Annotated in this window: 14 protein-coding genes; 4 read left to right on the plus strand and 10 right to left on the minus strand. The window is 63.2% G+C overall.

The annotated features are described in order from the left end of the window. Position 1: 1 nt before the first annotated feature. The 6 genes from scpB to NKH38_RS21555 form a co-directional block, all read right to left on the minus strand. Entirely contained in the window at positions 2-769 is a 768-nt protein-coding gene (scpB, locus tag NKH38_RS21530) for an SMC-Scp complex subunit ScpB (RefSeq protein ID WP_023667689.1), read from the minus strand. Beyond that, positions 766-1,566 (minus strand): segregation and condensation protein A, encoded by an 801-nt coding sequence (locus NKH38_RS21535; protein ID WP_023667690.1) that lies wholly within the window; start codon positions 1,564-1,566, stop codon positions 766-768. Before NKH38_RS21535 ends, scpB begins: the two co-directional genes overlap by 4 nt. A 174-nt stretch (positions 1,567-1,740) precedes the next feature. Continuing rightward, complete coding sequence (gene nagZ, locus NKH38_RS21540; RefSeq protein ID WP_023681654.1) at positions 1,741-2,760, minus strand: beta-N-acetylhexosaminidase; 1,020 nt, start codon at positions 2,758-2,760, stop codon at positions 1,741-1,743. 133 nt (positions 2,761-2,893) lie between these two features. After that, positions 2,894-6,289, minus strand: coding sequence for an SPOR domain-containing protein (locus NKH38_RS21545; RefSeq protein ID WP_352763294.1), 3,396 nt, complete (start codon positions 6,287-6,289; stop codon positions 2,894-2,896). A gap of 103 nt (positions 6,290-6,392) precedes the next feature. Then, a complete protein-coding gene (argS, locus tag NKH38_RS21550) occupies positions 6,393-8,156 on the minus strand; it encodes an arginine--tRNA ligase (protein WP_352763297.1) in 1,764 nt (587 codons plus the stop codon). Positions 8,157-8,218: 62 nt separating this feature from the next. After that, positions 8,219-9,433 (minus strand): deoxyguanosinetriphosphate triphosphohydrolase, encoded by a 1,215-nt coding sequence (locus NKH38_RS21555; protein WP_352763299.1) that lies wholly within the window; start codon positions 9,431-9,433, stop codon positions 8,219-8,221. A 76-nt stretch (positions 9,434-9,509) separates the two neighbouring features. On the opposite strand from NKH38_RS21555, the gene erpA reads away from it, so the two are divergent. The 4 genes from erpA (at position 9,510) to NKH38_RS21575 (ending at position 11,428) form a co-directional block, all read left to right on the plus strand. Then, a complete protein-coding gene (erpA, locus tag NKH38_RS21560; RefSeq protein ID WP_027050337.1) occupies positions 9,510-9,857 on the plus strand; it encodes an iron-sulfur cluster insertion protein ErpA in 348 nt (115 codons plus the stop codon). 4 nt (positions 9,858-9,861) lie between these two features. Next, entirely contained in the window at positions 9,862-10,254 is a 393-nt protein-coding gene (locus NKH38_RS21565) for a VOC family protein (protein ID WP_023667697.1), read from the plus strand. Between the two features lie 8 nt (positions 10,255-10,262). After that, positions 10,263-11,057 (plus strand): exodeoxyribonuclease III, encoded by a 795-nt coding sequence (gene xth / locus NKH38_RS21570; protein ID WP_352763301.1) that lies wholly within the window; start codon positions 10,263-10,265, stop codon positions 11,055-11,057. 71 nt (positions 11,058-11,128) lie between these two features. Continuing rightward, complete coding sequence (locus NKH38_RS21575) at positions 11,129-11,428, plus strand: hypothetical protein (protein ID WP_352763303.1); 300 nt, start codon at positions 11,129-11,131, stop codon at positions 11,426-11,428. Positions 11,429-11,471: 43 nt separating this feature from the next. On the opposite strand, the gene NKH38_RS21580 is transcribed toward NKH38_RS21575, so the two are convergent. The 4 genes from NKH38_RS21580 to NKH38_RS21595 form a co-directional block, all read right to left on the minus strand. After that, a complete protein-coding gene (locus NKH38_RS21580; protein ID WP_023667701.1) occupies positions 11,472-12,296 on the minus strand; it encodes a tetratricopeptide repeat protein in 825 nt (274 codons plus the stop codon). Continuing rightward, entirely contained in the window at positions 12,283-14,007 is a 1,725-nt protein-coding gene (gene ilvD / locus NKH38_RS21585; RefSeq protein ID WP_023729966.1) for a dihydroxy-acid dehydratase, read from the minus strand. The genes NKH38_RS21580 and ilvD overlap by 14 nt, the downstream gene beginning before the upstream one ends. A 289-nt stretch (positions 14,008-14,296) precedes the next feature. After that, positions 14,297-15,532 (minus strand): OmpP1/FadL family transporter, encoded by a 1,236-nt coding sequence (locus tag NKH38_RS21590; RefSeq protein ID WP_023729967.1) that lies wholly within the window; start codon positions 15,530-15,532, stop codon positions 14,297-14,299. A 349-nt stretch (positions 15,533-15,881) separates the two neighbouring features. Beyond that, positions 15,882-18,665, minus strand: a complete 2,784-nt coding sequence (locus NKH38_RS21595) for a valine--tRNA ligase (RefSeq protein WP_352763307.1) — start codon at positions 18,663-18,665, stop codon at positions 15,882-15,884. Positions 18,666-18,818 lie beyond the last annotated feature (153 nt).

The raw sequence follows: 18,818 nt of genomic DNA on the forward strand, positions 1-18,818 counted from the left end.
GTCAATCTTCCGTGACGCGCGGCGTCAGCAGGCCGAGTTCCTCGAGATCGATGTCGGTCAACGCATCCTCGTCCTCGGTCAGCGCGTCCGGATCGGCCGGCGGCAACGGGATGGCGAAATTCGACGGCATGCGGCCGGAGAGCAGCCCTGCCCCCTTCAGTTCGTCCATCCCGGGAAGATCGCGGATCTCCTCCAGTGCGAAATGGTCGAGGAAAGTGTCTGTCGTGCCGTAGGTGACGGGACGGCCGGGCGTGCGGCGGCGGCCGCGCATGCGCACCCATTCCGTTTCGAGCAGCGTATCCAGCGTGCCCTTCGAGGTCTCGACGCCTCTGATGTCCTCGATCTCGGCGCGCGTCACCGGCTGGTGGTAGGCGATGATCGCCAGCACTTCGAGCGCGGCGCGCGACAGCTTGCGCTGCTGCACCGTGTCGCGGCTCATCAGGAAGGCGAGATCGCCGGCGGTACGGAACGCCCAGGCATCGCCGACCCGAACCAGATTGACGCCGCGCCGCGCATAGATCTGCTGCAGCTCAGCCATGGCAGCGGCAATGCTGATGCCATCGGGCAATCTGGCTGCGAGCTGCTTTTCGCTGACCGGCTCGGCGCTGGCGAACACGATCGCCTCGGCCATGCGTATGGCTTCGGCCATATGCAGCCGTTCGCCAGGATTCAGAAGCAGGGTATCAGTCGGGTCCTGGGCGATAATGCCCTCCTCGGTCTCTTCTTCGACCTTGAACGGAATGACCGAAGCGTTGGCGCGTTCGCTCATGATGCCACCTCGACTGCCTTGATTGGTTGCGCGCGGCCGCGCAGATAGAGCGGCGCGAACACCTGGTCCTGTCGCATCTCGATGCTGCCTTCGCGCACCAGTTCCAGCGACGCCGCGAACGAGCTGGCAATCGCGGTACGCCGTTCGTCCGGGCTGGTCAGGTAATTGATCAGATAGCTGTCCAGCGCCGTCCAGTCGCGCAGCGAGCCGATCAGCCGGGTCAGGATATCGCGCGCATCCTTGAGCGACCACACGCCACGCCGGGCAATTGTCACATTGGTGATCGCCTGTTTCTGGCGCTGCTGCGCATAGGCGGTGAGCAAATCGTAGAGCGAGGCCGAATAGGCGTTACGCTTCTCGACGATGACCATTTCAGGCATGCCGCGTGCAAACACGTCGCGGCCGAGCCGGTTGCGGTTGACCAGCCTTGCCGAGGCGTCGCGCATGGCCTCCAGACGCTTCAGCCGGAACTGCAGCACCGCGGCCAGTTCCTCGCCGCTTTCGCCTTCCTCGCCGGGCTGCTTGGGGATGAGGAGCTTCGACTTGAGGAAGGCCAGCCACGCCGCCATCACCAGGTAGTCGGCGGCAAGCTCAAGCCTTAGCGCCCTCGCCGTCTCGACGAAGGTCAGATATTGCTCGACCAGCGCCAAGATGGAAATCCGCGACAGATCGACCTTTTGGTTGCGGGCGAGATGCAGCAAGAGGTCGAGCGGACCTTCGAACCCGGCGACGTCGACGACCAGCGACGGGTCGCCGGTGACCCGTGAATCGTCGTTCTCGGCCCACAGACGGTCCATCGGTGCGGCCTTCGCAGCCTTGCTGTCCAATGTCTCCGCCACTTGTTCCTTTACCTCTGGTTAAAGCATGATGCCGAAAAGTGTGAAGCGGTTTTCGGACGACATCATGCTCTCTCTATCTAATTTAGAGACGGATTCAGATTTCAGGTCGAACAGACCTGAAATCATCCGTCTCTAGGCCACCGCATCGAAATAGGTGGCAAACTCGGCGCGTATCTCGGTTTCGTCGGCCCGGTCGCGATCCCTTATATAGGTCAGCGCCCGCTTGGCGCGCTCCAGCGACGTCCCTTCAAGTCCCGTGGTTCGCGATGCGATGCCCGCCATCTCCTCGAAAACGCCATTGCAGTGAAGGACCAGATCGCAGCCCGCCGCAAGGATCGAGGCCGCCTTTGTCGGGAAATCCCCAGAAAGTGCCTTCATCGAGGTGTCGTCGCTCATCAACAGCCCGTCGAAGCCGATCTCGCGGCGGATGATCTCGTCGATGACCTTGCCTGAGGTGGTCGCTGGGTTGTTCGGATCGATGGCGCTGTAGACGACATGCGCCGTCATCGCCATCGGCAGATGGCTAAGCTCGCGGAAAGGGGCGAAATCATGCCGCTGCAGGTCGCTCAGGGAGGCATCGACCACAGGCAGTTCGAAGTGCGTGTCGGCAAAGGCGCGTCCATGGCCCGGAATGTGCTTCATGACCGGCAGCACGCCGCCCGACATCAGCCCTTCCGCTGCCGCCCGGCCGAGTTCGATGACCGGGCGCGGTTCCTTGCCATAGGCGCGCGCGCCGATGACGTCGCTGGCGCCCTCGATCGGCACGTCCAGCACCGGCAGGCAATCGGCAGAGATACCGTAGCGCAACAGGTCGAAGGCGTGCAGCCGTGCCATCAGCCAGGCAGCCCGGGTGCCGGCATCATGGTCCTTGCGCCACAATGCGCCGAGCGCGCCGCCGGCGGGATAGTTCGGCGCCAGCGGCGGCCGCAGGCGCTGCACCCGGCCACCTTCCTGATCGATGAACACCAGCGCATCGGGGCGCCCGATACAGTCGCGCATTTCGGCGACCAGATCGCGGATCTGCTCCGTTTCGCCGATATTGCGCGCAAACAGGATGAAGCCCCACGGGCATTCATTGCGATAGAAACGGATTTCTTCGCGGGTCAGCGATTTCCCGGCACAGCCGAGGATCATGGATTTTGATTCGGTCATTCCGCCAGTTTAGGGCTTCGCGCCGGCAAAGGGAATCTCCCCGGACGGCAAGCGCCTCAACCTCTCGCCCATCCACATGAAAAAGCCGGCGCGACCCTTGGGAACGCGCCGGCTCTGATAATTGGATCCGGCCTTACCGCGACACGAAGCAGTTGCCGCCGGCAGCCTTGTAGCTGGTGCACAGATTGATCGCATCGTTGCGCGATTGCGCAGGCACCCGAACACGGTAGAAGGTGCCCTTGCCGGCGATCTCCGCCTTGACGATGTTGGCGGTGCGACCGGCGAGCACATTTCCATAGCGGCGCTGCAGGTCGGCGTAGTTGGCCTGGGCGCTTTCGACCGTCGGCTGCGAAGCGATCTGCATCGACCACGAACCGCCCGATGTCGAAGCCGTCGCCGGGATGGAGGCAACCTGGTCGGGCTTGACCTCGCCGACCACGTCGACCGGCTGGTCGGACGGGCGCTGCGGCGCCACGGCAACCGTCTGCGGCGTGTTGGCGGACTGGGTCTCAGCCTTCGGCGCAGCCGCCGGCTTCACCGGCTTGACCGGCTTGGCGGTCTCGGCACTTGCCTGGTCGCTATTTGCCTGATCGGCAGGCGCCACGGTGCCGGTCTGCTCGGCATCGGCCGAAGGGGCGACGTGCTGCGGCGCCGGGTCAAGCGGCTCAGTCGCCGCAACCTGCGGCGCGGCCGGCGTCGAGTCCTCGCGTGCCACCAACGAGCCGTCGGGCTTGACCACCATGGTCCGCACCTTGCGCGGGGCAACGGCGACCGTATCGGGGTTCTTCTCGGCTTCCTGCAGCACCTGAGCGATGCGGTCCTCGGATTTTGGCGCCGGCGCGACAGCCGCGTCGGGGTTGCCGGCAGCGTCGGGGTTGACGGCAGCTTCGGGGTTGCCGGCAGCGTCGGGGCCTGGGGCAGTGTCGTCGGGCGACAGATCGACGACGCGGCTTTCAGGCTCCTGCGCCTTCACATCGACCGGCTCTTCGGTGTTGGTGACCAGCTTCTCCTGAACCGGCTCGGCCGGCTTGGTGCCCTTGGCGACCGCATCATAAACCTTGTTGTCCTGGTTCGGCACCACGGCGCCGCCCGGATTTTCGGGCTTGACCTTGATCGGCCTGTTGTCGGCCTTGACAATGACCGGCGCATCGCTGCCGCCCTTGCCGCCGAACGACAAGGCGAAGGCGCCAAGGCCGCCGGCAATCGCAACCGCAGCAACGACCCCCGCGACCAGCAGCCCGCTCCTGCGCGGCCGTGCGGCTTCCTGCTCGGCGAGGCCCGGCACCGCCATTGCCTCGTCCAGATCCGGATCGTAGTCGAGTTCGTCGACCGCGAAATCGTCGGCCTGCGAAACCGGCTGGCTGCCGGGCAGATCGTCCATGTCGAAGCCGCCGGCGGCATCGGCGTGGTGAGCTTGCGTGGCTGCAAGCACTTCGGCTGGCCGCGCCGCATAGGCGCGCTGGTCGAGCTCGTGGCCCGAACTGAAGCTGGAACTGTAGGAATCGTCATCATAGCCGGCACTGCGTGCGGCAGTGGGCGGCGCCACTTCCACCGCGTTCATGTCGTTGAGCATGCCGGCGAATTCGGCGTCGATGTCGTCATAGGCGGCCGGCTCGTCTTGCTCGAAGCTGAGTTCTGGAATGTCGAGGTCGTCGGCAATCGCCACCACACGCTCCGGCACATCGACCGTCTCGACATCCGGCATCTCGTCATAGGCCTGAGGCGGCGCCTGGCGCGATGGCGTCGGCGCCACATAGGCAGCAGCGGCAACCGGCTGGTCGCGATAGCTTGGCGCTGCCGCCGGCGGCATGGACGGCTTTTCTGCAAAAGAAGCTTGCGGCTGCGCTGCAAAAGAAGGTTGCGGCTGCGCTGCAAAGGAAGGCTGGGCCGGGGTGGGAGTCACGCGGCTCCACGAACGCGCCGGCTCCGGCGGCGTCGAGCGCCAATCGCCAGCGACCGGTGCTGCCGTATCGTCATGACCGAGATCGATGCCCTTGGCCAGCGCCGCGTCGAAGGCGTGATCATCGAACTCGATCTCGGGCACATGGCCTTCAAGTTCGCCGGCAAGCAGATCGTCGAAATCGGCATCGTCCCCCTGGGCCTCCTGAGGAGCCGGCGCGTGTTCGTCCAGGTCCCAGTCGAGATTATCGACCGGAGCGACCGGCGTCGCGACGGACCGCTGCACCGGGGCAACCGGCTCATAAGTCCTGGCGGGCTCGATGGCGGCAGCCCTGGTGGGCTCGGTGACGACCGGAATCGGCGCGACTGGCGCCGGGCGTGGTGTGGTCATGGCGCCAAGCAGCGCGTTGAGTTCATCTTCCAACGTTCGTTCGTCAGCGACCGGAGCGGCCGGGGTCGCCATATTGGTAGGCGCCACATAGGCGGGTGCGACCTGAGCTGTCTGAACCGGAGCGGGTGCGGTCTCGGCCACCGGCTCGTGATCGGCAAGCGCATCATCGATGCTCAGATCGAAATCGTAGAATGCTTCGTGCGCAGTCTCATGAGAGGGGCTGGCCTCCACAGTCCAGGCCGGCGTCTCGTCCACTTCCGGCGCATCCATCTCAACCGGCGCGCTGACCTGCAGATCGCTCTCTTCCGGATCCTCGGCCTCAACAGGCTGAGCCTCGAAAGCCTGCGGCTCGAAATCCTCGGCCGCAAAATCCTGGGCCGCAAAGTCCATGTCGACATCGGCCATCGCGTCATCGAAATGACCCGCAAAATCCTCGTCGGCAACAGTGTGGTCGGCGACTCCGACGACCGGCGCCTCGGCTACTGGCGCGGCATACTGGTCCTGCGCCGGCGCAGGACCGTCCAGCGTCAGCTCGTCTTCCAGCGACATCGAGACGGCATTGTCGAAATCATCGTCGAACGCGACATCGTCGGCGGGCGCAGCAGCAACCTGGGCGACATCTGCGGCATGGGCGACGGTCGCATCGTCATCGAGCAGCAACCCCTGCTCGAGCGAAGCGGCAAGGTCGTCGTCCATCGGCAGGTCGTCTTCGAGCGGCGATACGTTTTCCAGCGAGCTGGCCACGGCATTGTCGAAATCATCGTCGAATGCAGCTTCGTCGAATGCGGGCTCGGCAAACGAAGGTTCGGCAAACGAGGGTTCAACGGGAGCAGCCGCAGCCTGCGGGGCAGCGCCGAAATCCAGATCGGCGGCATCGTCGAAGACGAAATCATATTCCAGCGAAGCAGCCAGCGCATCGTCCATCGCGGCATCGGTGGTTTCGAAAGCCGGCTCGCGAATCTCGGCAGCAGGTTCGTAGGGCTCAGCGGCAGGCTGGTGAACCTCGGGAGCTGGCTGGCTGGCCTCCATGGAACCGACTTCATCGCCGAATTCGCCCATCAACTCCTTCTCGAGGTCGATGTCGAAATCGCCCTCGTCCGCAGCCGTCTCGACGGCTGGCGCCTGCGGCTTGACCGGCTGGCGCGGATCGAAACCCATGATCCTGGTCAGTTCAGCGAACGGATCATCTTCGGCGATGTCGTTGTTGTCGGCTACTCTCAGCTGGGTTCTGTCTGCCATTATTGTTCCCGAACTCGCACTCATTCGGACGCCATGGACGTCGCGTAGGGTTGGCCCTTACCAGCGCAATGTGGGCAAATGGTGACAGGTGTTTTAGTTAAACCTAACGCATCTCAGTGGGCGCATCAGCCCCAATCAGCGTCAGGCCGGAGGTCAAAACATCCGAAACAGCCTGCACCAGCCCTAGTCTGGCATGAGTCAATTGTCGGTCGTTAACCTTAACAAAACGTAAGTCGGCATTCTCGGTGCCCCGATTCCAGTGTCCATGGAAGCTGGAAGCCAGATCGTAGAGGTAGAATGCCAGCCGGTGCGGCTCCAGCGCAAGGGCCGCAGATTCGACCAGCCGGGGATATTCAGCCAGCTTCCGGATCAGGCCGATCTCGCCCTCATCGGTGAGCGACGCCGAGGCCGCGGCCAGGCTGTTGCGGTCGAAATTGGCCTCGCCCAGTTGCTCGCTCGCCTGCCGGAACACCGAATGACAGCGCGCCGAAGCGTACTGCACGTAGAACACGGGATTGTCCTTGGACTGTTCGGTGACCTTGGCGAAATCGAAGTCGAGCGGCGCATCGCTCTTGCGGTAGAGCATCATGAAGCGGATCGCATCGCGGCCCACCTCCTCCACCGCTTCGCGCAAGGTCACGAAGTCGCCCGACCGCTTCGACATCCGAATCGGTTCGCCATCGCGAAACAGCTTCACCAGATTGCACAGCAGCACCGTGAGTTGCAGCTTCAGATCATCGCCTGCAATCGCCCGCGCCAGCGCTTCCAGCCGCTTGACGTAGCCGCCATGGTCGGCGCCCAGCACATAGATCAGGCCGACGAAACCGCGGTCGACCTTGTCCTTGAGATAGGCGACGTCGGCGGCGAAATAGGTGAACGAGCCGTCGGACTTGACCAGCGCCCGGTCCATGTCGTCGCCGACCGCCGTCGAGCGAAACAGCGTCTGCTCGCGGTCTTCCCAGTCGTCCGGCTTCTCGCCCTTGGGCGGCGGTAGCTTGCCCTTGTAGATATGGCCTTTCAGCGTCAGATCGTTGATCGCCGAGCGGATTTTTTTGGCATTGTCGGCATGCAGCGTGCGCTCGGAGAAGAAAACGTCGTGATGCACATTGAGCAACGCCAGATCCTCGCGGATCATCACCATCATGGCGTCGATCGTGCGGTCCTTGACGATTGCCAGCGACTCATCGTCGGGCATCTGCAAGAGCTTGCGGCCAAATTCGGCAGCCAGCGCCTGACCGACCGGCACAAGGTAATCGCCGGGATAGAGGCCGGCCGGTATCTCGCCAATGTCGTCGCCCAGCGCTTCGCGGTAGCGCAGGAAGGCCGAACGCCCGAGCACGTCGATCTGCGCGCCGGCGTCGTTGATGATGTATTCCTTGGTGACGTCATAGCCGGCGAAGGCCATCAGATTGGCGAGCGTGTCGCCGACAACCGCGCCCCGGCAATGGCCGACATGCATCGGCCCGGTCGGATTGGCCGAGACATATTCGACATTGGTCTTCTTGCCGCCACCAATGGTCGAGCGGCCGTAGTTTTGCCCCTCGCCGAGCACCGCGGTCAGATGTGCCTGCCAGAAAGCGTCCTTGAGCCGGAGATTGACGAAGCCGGGACCGGCGACGTCGGCTTCGGCAACATCGGCGTCGCTGCGCAGCACTTCCACCAGCCGCTCGGCCAGCGCCCGCGGGTTGTGCCCTGTCGGCTTGGCCAGTACCATCGCCGCATTGGTGGCGAGATCGCCATAGCTGGCGTCGCGCGGCGGCTCGACGGCGATGCGCGACAGGTCGGGCGAAACGCCATTACTGTCTTTCAAATCAAGCGCTTCGACGGCTTTTGTGATTCGCGCGCTGAAATCGGCGAAGATGTTCATGGGTCTTGCTCTGGCGGACTGTGCAGGGGAACCGGCTCATTGGCCGGCAAATCGCGCCCGCCCTAGCTTAAATCGGGCGTATGGTCAAACAGACGGCGGTGTTCCTTCAAGGCGTAGGTATCCGTCATCCCCGCCAGGAAATCGGCGACGCTGCGCGCCTTGATGCGGTCCTCCGCCCGGTCGAGCCCCTCCCGCCAGCCGTCCGGCATGGCGCGCGGATCGGCGAAATAGACATCGAACAGGTCGCGCACGATCTGCTCGGCCTGAGTGCGAACGCGCATCACCTCGTCATGCCGGTAGAGATGCTTGTAGAGAAAGGTCTTCAATTCCTTCTCGGTCGCCGCCACGTCAGCGGAAAAGGTCACCATCGTTTCGCCCGCCGCCCGCACCGCTTCGGCGCTGTCAGGCTTGATGCGCTCAAGATTGGCGGTGGTGGAAACAATGACATCCTCGACCATCATCGTGATCTGCCGGCGCATCAGCTCATGGCCGGTGCGCACATCGTCCAGGCCCGGATAGCGCGCGCGCACGCTTGCCAGGATCAATCCCGGCAGCGCCACCGTTTCCAGCATGTCCAAGGTCAGGAAGCCGGAGCGCAGGCCGTCGTCGATGTCATGGGTGTTGTAGGCGATATCGTCGGCGATCGCAGCACATTGCGCCTCGATGCCGGCGAAATGGTCGAGTTCGAGGTCGTGCAGCTCGGAATAGTCGCGGATCGCCTGCGGCACCGGGCCTTTGAGCCCTTTTCCCTTGGCATCTGTCAGCGGCCCATTGTGCTTGACCAGCCCTTCCAGCGTTTCCCAGGTCAGGTTTAGCCCGTCGAACTCGGCATAGCGCCGCTCCAGCCGCGTCACCACGCGCAGCGACTGCGCATTGTGGTCGAAGCCGCCCCATTGGGCCATCCGCTCTTTCAGCGCGTCCTCGCCGGTATGGCCGAACGGCGTGTGACCGAAATCGTGCACCAAGGCGACCGCCTCGGCCAGATCCTCGTCGCCGCGCAGCGCTCGCGCCAGAGCCCGCGCAATCTGCGCGACCTCGATCGAATGCGTCAGCCGGGTGCGATAGTGGTCGCCTTCATGGGCAACGAACACCTGCGTCTTGTGCTTCAGGCGGCGGAAGGCAGTCGAATGAATGATACGGTCGCGGTCGCGCTGGAATGGCGTGCGAGTCGGGCTCTCGACCTCGTCATAGAGCCGCCCGCGCGACCTGGCTGGGTCGCTGGCATAGGCCGCGCGCGGCCGATAGCCGAACCCAATGTCGCCAAGCTCATTTGTCATGGCTGATGCCGCCGCAGTTGACTTGCCCCTTCCCGCTTCATACCTATCATGTGAAACCGAAAGCAAGGTGACGCCCATGGGCGCTGATGCCAAGACTGCCATGAAAGTCGAGATGACCGAGTCCGCCGCCAGGCGGATCGCGAAAATCGTCTCTGGCGAGGCCGGCAAGACGGCGCTGCGCGTCTCCGTAGAGGGCGGCGGCTGCTCCGGCTTTTCCTACAAGTTCGACCTGGTCGATACGCGCAACGACGACGACGTCGCCATCGAAAAGGACGGCGCCACCGTGCTGATCGACGATTTGTCGCTGGTCTATATGGGCGGCTCGGTGATCGACTTCGTCGACGATCTGATGGGCCAATCGTTCCAGATCCGCAACCCCAATGCAGTCGCCTCCTGCGGCTGCGGCACCAGTTTCTCCATCTAGGCAGATGTCCGGCGTCGGCCCGGTCCGTCAGGTCGCACTGTCGGCCGGGCGCGATCTCGACGTGACGCTGGCCTTCTGGCGCGATGTGCTCGGCCTCAACGTTCACGCCCGCTACGATCCGCCGGGCATCGCCTTCATCATGGCCGGTGATATCAGGTTGCTGTTCACCGATGGCGTTCCGGCCGGCACCGTCTATCTCGATATAGCCGGGCTCGAAGCCTTCCACGCCGAGGCGAAAGCGTCCGGCGTTCCCTTCACCGCACCGCCGGCGCTCGTCCACAACGACACCGAAGGCACGTTCGGAACGGCGGGGGAAAGCGAGTGGATGGCCTTTCTAAAGGACCCGGCAGGCAATACGATCGGGCTTGTCGAACGTCTTTCGCCCGAACATCCCTGAGGCCGCCCATGAAAATCGTCACCTGGAACATAAACGGCATTCGCGCCCGCATCGGCAACCTCACCCACTGGCTGAGCGAAAGCCAGCCCGACATCGTCTGCCTGCAGGAGATCAAGTCGGTCGACGAGCAGTTCCCGCGCGCCGAGATCGAGGCGCTTGGCTACAACGTGGAAACCCATGGCCAGAAGGGCTTTAACGGCGTCGCCCTGCTGTCGAAGCTTCCCTTCGACGAGGTTATCAGGGGCCTGCCCGGTGATGACACCGACGAGCAGGCGCGCTTCATCGAGGGCGTGATCTCGACCGACCAGGGCGCGCTGCGCGTCGCCTCGCTCTATCTGCCCAACGGCAATCCCATCGATGACGAGAAGAAATTTCCCTACAAGCTGGCCTGGATGGAGCGGCTGCATCGCTGGGCCGAGCAGCGGCTGCTTCTGGAGGAGGCGCTGGTGCTGGCCGGCGACTACAATGTCATCCCCGAGCCGGTCGATGCGCGCTTCCCCGAGAACTGGCTTGGCGATGCGCTGTTCCAGCCGCAGACCCGGCAAGCCTTCCGGCGACTGAAGAATCTCGGCTTTACCGAGGCGGTGCGCGCCGTCACCGATGCGGCCGACGTCTACACCTTCTGGGACTACCAGGCCGGCGCCTGGCAGAAGAACAACGGCATCCGCATCGACCATCTGCTGTTGTCGCCCGAAGCGGCCAACCGCTTTTCCTCGGCCTCGATCGAAAAGCATGTGCGCGCCTGGGAAAAGCCTTCCGATCATGTGCCGGTGGCGATTGATCTGGCGCTGCTGCCGGCCTGATATCAGCCGAAACCCTGATATCGCCACAATCGCGCCATTCAGTCAGAGATCAGCATGGCGGCTGGGGTTCCATGGCACTACGATTCCTCCTTTGCCCGATCGGCCTAGCATTTGCCATAGCCTCCCCTGCAGCGGCACTTGCCGACCAGCAGTGCCTGGCCAATGGCAAGTCCTACCAGGTCGGCCAGGTCACCTGCCTGACGGTTTCAGACAAGAGCCATATGGCCCGCTGCGACCTGGTGCTCAACAACACCTCATGGACCAAGATCGGCGATACCTGTCCCGACAGCACGATTAAGCCGCATCTGCACGTCACGCCGATCTCGATGCCGGTGCACAGAGCGGTGCCGGCGGAACTCACCGAGAACTGATGGATGTGAGCTAATTTCCCCCTTGAGGGGGAGATTGGCAATTTCACTGGTCGCCGCCGCCCTTGGTCAGGATGTCGTCGGCAAGCGAAATCGCCGTGCGGCGGTCGGCTTCGCCGGCGGCGGCAAATGCCTCTTCCTGCATGCCGCGGATCCATGGCTGGTCGCTCGGCGAGGCGCGTTCGAGCGCGGCGGTCATCATGGCCAGCCCGCGCACGATCTTGCCGCTCTGGAACAGAAGATTGCCAAGAGTCGCCTGGGCGCCGGCATGGCCTTTTTCGGCGGCGAGCTGGAACCAGCGGCCGGCCTGCTTGACGCTGGCCTTGACGCCGCCCTCGCCCTTCAGGAACATCTGGCCCATCTCGAACTGGGCGTTCGGGTTGCGGTAATTGGCGGCCGCGCGCATGTAATATTCCTGCGCCGCGACCTCGTTTTCCTCGACCGGGCTGCCGGGGATGCCTGTCCGGAGATAGTCGCCCAGCGCCACCAGCGCGTCGGAGACATAGCTTTCCTCCGGCGATCCCGGCTCGACATCCTGATCGACGATCTCGGAGAAGAATTTGAAGGCCGCATAGTCGTCGCGCGTCACGCCGTCGCCTTCGGCGTACATGCGCGCGAGCTTCCAGGTGGCGCCGATCTGGCCGTTCTCGGCGGCGTATTTATAGGCCTCGACCGCCTGTTCCTTATGGCCGCTCTTGTAGGCGGAGAAGCCGAACTGGAACACGGCCCATGGGCTCGATTGCGGCTTCACGCCGGTCTTGTCGTCGAACACCTTGTCGTCGAAGGCCATGGCCTGGCCCACGGCGCCAAAGATCGCAACAGCGACCAGTGCCGGAAGGACAGACGACCTCAACAACTCAGATATCCGCATAGCAATGTGTTTCTTTGGCACCGCCCGGATGGGTGACCGCGCCGTGGCGGGCAGGCCCTACCGTCTGTGCGTATTTCCAGATCGCGCCCGACTGATAGTCGGTCGTGCGCGCCTTCCAGGCCTTCGCCCGCGTTGCCAGTTCGGCCTCGGACAGGTCGACCGCGATCGTGCCTTTGGTTGCATCGATCGAGATCACATCGCCGTCTTTCAAGAGCCCGATCGGGCCGCCAACGGCAGCTTCGGGCCCGACATGGCCGATGCAGAAACCGCGCGTTGCGCCCGAAAAGCGGCCGTCGGTGATGAGGGCTACCTTGCCGCCCATGCCCTGGCCGTAGAGAGCCGCCGTCGTCGACAGCATCTCGCGCATGCCCGGGCCGCCACGCGGACCTTCATAGCGGATGACGAGAACCTCGCCTTCCCGGTAGTTGCGGTGCGTGACCGCCTCGAAACATTCCTCTTCCGAATCGAAACAGCGTGCCGGGCCTGAGAATTTCAGCTCCGTCATGCCCGCGACCTTTACGATCGCACCTTCGGGGGCAAGGTTGCCCTTCAAGCCCACGACACCGCCGGTTTGGGTGATTGGTCGGTTGGCGGGACGGACCACATCCTGGCTATCATTCCAGACAACGTGCTCCATGTTTTCGGCCAAAGTGCGGCCAGTCACGGTCAGGCAGTCGCCATGCAGATAGCCATGGTCGAGCAGCGTCTTCATCAAGAGCGGAATGCCGCCGGCCTCGAACATGTCCTTGGCGACATATTTGCCGCCGGGCTTCAGGTCGGCGATGTAAGGCGTCTTCTCGAAAATCGCGGCGACGTCGAAAAGGTCGAACTTTATCCCGGCCTCGTGCGCAATGGCCGGCAGATGCAGCGCCGCATTGGTCGAGCCGCCGGTTGCCGAAACCACGGTCGCGGCATTCTCCAGCGCCTTCAGGGTGACGATGTCGCGCGGCCGGATGTTCTTGGCGATCAGCTCCATGATCTTTTCGCCGGAAGCGAAATTGAAGCGGTCGCGCATCTCGTAAGGCGCCGGCGCGCCGCAGGAGTACGGCAGCGCCAGGCCGATCGCCTCGGCGACGGTGGCCATGGTGTTGGCTGTGAACTGGGCCCCGCAGGAGCCGGCGGACGGACACGCCGCCTGCTCGATCTCGAGCAGTTCGGCATCGCTGACCGTGCCGACCGAATGCTGGCCGACTGCTTCGAACACGTCCTGCACAGTGATCTGGCGGCCGCGATAGGAGCCCGGCAGGATCGAGCCGCCATAGATGAAGATCGACGGCACGTTGAGCCGCACCATGGCCATCATCATACCGGGCAGCGACTTGTCGCAGCCGGCAAGGCCGACCAGCGCATCGTAGCAATGGCCCCGCATGGTGAGTTCGACCGAATCGGCAATGACATCGCGCGACACCAGCGACGACTTCATGCCCTGGTGCCCCATGGCGATGCCGTCGGTGACGGTGATGGTGCAGAATTCGCGCGGCGTGCCGTTTGCGGCCGCCACACCTTTCTTGACCACTTGCGCCTGGCGCATCAGCGAGATGTTGCAAGGCGCCGCCTCGTTCCAGCAGGAGGCAACGCCGACCAGCGGCTGCGCGATCTCGGCCGCAGACAGGCCCATGGCATAGAGATACGAACGGTGCGGCGCACGCGCCGGACCGACGGTCACATGGCGGCTAGGGAGCTTGGCCTTGGAAATGACTCTGGCGTCCATACTCTTCCTTGCCGCGGGCGGTGCGGCCTGCCCCATCGCCGAGCCTTCTGGCGCGTGTCCCGAGACAAATTCGAGGTGCGCCGGGTTTATGGCGGGAAATGGGCAATTTCTTCGGCCGGGGCCGCAGCGCGGGGGTTGGCCGGGAACTGTTGCCAAAACGTCACAATCGCGAGAGGCGAAAGTGATGAGACGGATTTGCAACGCCGGCGCGTGGCGGCACGGCTCAACACCGTGCCTCAAACGAAAAAGGCCGGGCAAGTGCCCGGCCTTTGTGTGAATTTTCAGAGGCTTAGAAGTTGATCTTGAGGCCGCCAGAAATGGCCGTGACCAGATCGTTGCCGAAATCATAGCTGACGTCAGTGCCGGCTTGGTAGCCGTTGTCGCCATTCACGACCCCTGAATGGCCGCTGGTCAGCACGCCGACCGCGCCGGCCAGACGCACTTCGATATTGCGCGAAGGCGTGTAGGCGACGCCGCCGCCCAACGTCCAGGTGTCGGTCTGCGAGCCGTAGCCGTGTGATGTGCCGCGATCCCAGGAAAGCTGGCCGGCCGCGCTCCACTCATCGTTGAACTTGTGGCCGATGCCGCCCGTAACCGTCCAGCCATCGCGATACATCAGGTCCAGCGAGGTAATCTGGCCTGAATGCAGAGCATCACCCGTAACGCATGCCGCAGCGGGAGTACCTACGACGCAAATCGGAACACTCTGCAGCAGGCTCCAGTTGACCCATTTGAGCGAACCGAAGGCGAGCCAGCCGGGCGCAATGCCTGACTGCAACTTCAATTCCACCGTATCCGGCATGTACTGCGTCGCACCATAGATCGGCAGCACGACAAGGCCAACATGCGTCAAGTCCAGCGTGCCTGAGATGTTGTCGAGCTTGACCCGCGAATTGTAGACGAGGCTGGCGCGCAGCGCGATTTCTGGGATTTCATAGGCAAGGCCGGCGCGCCAGCCCCAGCCCGTGCCCTTGAGATCAACACGGCCGGTTCCCTGGAAACCCGGTACCAGCGGCGACACCAGGTCTTCCTTGAAGCCATAGACTTCCTGGTAATAAACGCCGCCGATGAAGCGAACCTGGCCTTTGCCGGCATCCATCTTGTAAGAACAAGTGCCGGCGTAGTTGTTGCTCTTGATGTCGGTTTCCATGTTGGACTCGGCACCGGCCCACAGACCCGGATTTGTGTGCGCGCCCCACGGCTGCGAGTAGTCGAACATGCAGTCGACGCCCTTGACGACCTCGGCCTTGACGCCGATGCGCGGCACCCAGTAGCTCTTGCTGTCTTTCGCCGTGCTGCCCAGGAATGTAAGATCGCCGTCACTCGGATCGGTATCGACCGCGTTCTTGAGCTTGCGCTGTGGCATCACATAAGTCGCCTCGGCTTCCGTGGCGAACGGAGCTGGGTCAAACAGAAGGTCGATGTCGTAGCCACCGCGCTCGATGCCGCCGGCATGCGCGGAACCGATCAGGCCCAGCGAAAAACACCCCGCCCCCAGCAGTGTTTTCAAACGCAAATTGTTCATGGATGTCCTCCCCGAAATTCCAGTAGAACCAATTCGGGTTAACGGTGCAACAATGAATTGAAATAGCGTACATGTACGCACTTGCGGAACGCATTTCGGACAAAGTGGCGCGCCGCGCAAGCATGCCGGAAAATGGCCATTTGAGCGGCAATCGGCGCAAAAAATCATGAAAAACCGCTCTAAACAGTATAAAACCCGGCTGTTTTACCGGCATTAGGCCCCATTGTTACATTATGGCAACAATGGGGCGCAAACTTTCCGTTTACGTCAACATTAACGTTACGGAATGCCTGTTTTTCTGGCACAAGACCTGCCTTGACGCTGTTCCCAGGCACCGCGAATCCGGCGCTCAGCCGGCGTCGCGCACCCGGGTCAACGCCACCGAAAGCTTCTCCTGCTGATCACGGTATTCCGCGAGTTTTTCGCGCTCGGCCGCGACGATCTCTTCCGGCGCGCTGGCGACGAACCGTTCGTTCGACAGCTTCTTGTGCAGCCGCGCGATTTCCTCGGTCACCTTGGCCAGTTCCTTCTGCAGCCGCGCCGCCTCGGCGGACAGATCGATCAGGCTGCCGAGCGGCAGGCAGATCGTCGCCTCGTTGAGCACGATCTGGGCCGAGCCCTTGGGTGCGGCGTCCTGCAGCGAGATGTCGCCGACCCGCGCCAGCCGCTTGATGGCGGACGCATGGCGTTCCAGCCTCTGGTGAGTCTCGGCGCTGGCGCCGACCACCACCAGCGGCGCGATCGCCGCCGGCGGCACGTTCATTTCAGAGCGCACGGAGCGAATACCGGACACCAGATCGACCAGCCAGTTGATGTCGGCGGCTGCATCGGCGTCCTCGAAGTCGGGCGACGGCCAGGCGGCGTGGCACAGCAGCGTTGCGCGCGTCCTGCCCTCACCTGCCGTCTGCGCCCACAGCTCCTCCGTCATGAACGGCATCATGGGGTGAAGCAGCTTGTAGATCTCGTCGAGCACGAAGGCGACGCAGGCGCGGCTTTCGGCTTTGGCCGCCTCGTCAGTGCCCATGAACACCGGCTTGAGCAGTTCGAGATACCAGTCGCAAAACAGGTTCCAGACGAAGCGGTAGGCAGCCCCTGCCGCCTCGTTGAAGCGGTATGAGGTGATGCCCTCGGTGATCGCGTGCGACGCCCGGGTCAATTCGGTCAGAATCCAGCGGTTGACCGGCAACTTGGCGTCGTTCAGCCAAAAATCGTCATTGCGCGCGACCTCGTTCATCTCGGCAAAGCGTGTCGCGTTCCACAGCTTGGTACCGAAATTGCGGTAGCCGGCGATGCGCGCCGGATCGAGTTTCACGTCGCGCCCCTGCGCCGCCATCACCGTCAGCGTGAAGCGCAGTGCATCGGCGCCAAACTCGTCGATGAGGTCGAGCGGATCGATGACGTTGCCTTTCGACTTCGACATCTTCTGCCCGTTCTTATCGCGCACCAGCGCATGCACATAGACGGTGTGGAACGGCTCCTCGTGCATGAAATGCAGGCCCATCATCATCATCCGGGCGACCCAGAAGAAGATGATGTCGAAACCGGTCACCAGCACGTCGGTCTGGTAATAGGTCTTCAGCTCCGGCGTGTGATCCGGCCAGCCCAGTGTCGAGAACGGCCACAGTGCGGACGAGAACCAGGTGTCGAGCACATCCTCGTCGCGGCTCAGGATTTCGCCCGGCTTGAAGGTCTCGAGCTTGTCCTCGACCCAGGCCTTCCACGGGCCTTCCAGCGCCAGATAATATTCAATCGCGGCGCCCAGCGCCTCTTCGTCGGTCTTCTCGACGAAGACGCGGCCGTCCGGCCCGTACCAGGCCGGGATCTGATGACCCCACCACAGCTGGCGTGAAATACACCAGGGCTGAATGTTCTCCATCCAGTCAAAATAGGTCTTTTCCCAGTTCTTCGGCACGAAGTTGGTACGGCCTTCACGCACCGATGCGATCGCCGGCTTGGCGAGCTCGGCGGCGTTTGCATACCACTGCTCGGTCAGAAACGGCTCGATCGGCACGCCGCCGCGGTCGCCATGCGGCACGGTGTGGCGGTGCGGCTCGATCTTGTCGAGGAAGCCGCCGGTCTCCATCAGCTCGACGATTTTCTTGCGCGCGACGAAACGGTCGAGACCGTCGAGCTCGTCCCAGACGGCCTGACGCTCCGGCGTCACGTCGAGCCCGGCGAGAAAATCCTCATTATTCCTGAGCGTTATTGCCGCCTCGATGGTCAGGATGTTGATCGCCGGCAGCTTGTGGCGCTTGCCGACCTCGAAATCGTTGAAGTCGTGCGCCGGCGTGATCTTGACCGCGCCGGAACCCTTTTCCGGGTCGGAATACTCGTCAGCCACAACCGGGATTTTCCGGCCGACGATCGGCAGCACGACATTTTTCCCGACCAGATGCCGGTAGCGCTCGTCGTCCGGGTGCACGGCGACCGCCGTATCGCCAAGCATCGTCTCGGGCCGTGTCGTCGCCACGGTAATGAAGGTCGCCGAATTTTCCGGATCGAAAGTCTCGCCTTCGATTGGATAGCGGAAGTGCCAGAGATTGCCGTTAATCTCCTGGGGCTCGACCTCCAGGTCGGAGATCGCCGTCAACAGCTTCGGGTCCCAGTTCACAAGGCGCTTGTCCTTGTAGATCAGCCCTTCCTTGTAGAGGCTGACGAATACTTCGAGCACGGCCTTGGACAGGCCTTCATCCATGGTAAAACGTTCACGCGACCAGTCGGCCGAGGCGCCGAGCCGCTTCAGCTGGTTGAAGATGGCGCCGCCGGACTCGGCCTTCCACTCCCAGACCTTCTCGATGAACTGCTCGCGGGTGAGATCGCGGCGATGGATCTGTTTCTCCATCAGCTGGCGCTCGACCACCATCTGCGTGGCGATGCCGGCATGGTCCATGCCCGGCTGCCACAGCACGTTCTTGCCGCGCATGCGCTCAAAGCGCACGAGTATGTCCTGCAGCGTGTTGTTGAGTGCGTGGCCCATATGCAGCGAGCCGGTGACGTTGGGCGGCGGGATGACGATGGTAAAGGCCTCGGCCCCCTCTTCCGCACCTGCGCCGGCGCGAAATGCGTCCGCCTCTTCCCATATTTTGGCGATCTTGGGTTCGACGGTCTTGGCGTCGTAGGTCTTTTCAAGCATGGGAAAGTGGTCCGCGCGGTCGGGAGTTTTGCTGACCCGGTGTAAATCGGAAGGTTTTGGCCAAGTCAACCGCGAGGGCTGCCTCAGTCCTTCAACGCAGATAGGCGGGGCCCTGGTCATTTCAACGGGAAGGCCATGCCCGCACCTTCATCG

The sequence above is a fragment of the Mesorhizobium sp. M1078 genome, assembly GCF_040318615.1.
Lineage (GTDB): Bacteria > Pseudomonadota > Alphaproteobacteria > Rhizobiales > Rhizobiaceae > Mesorhizobium.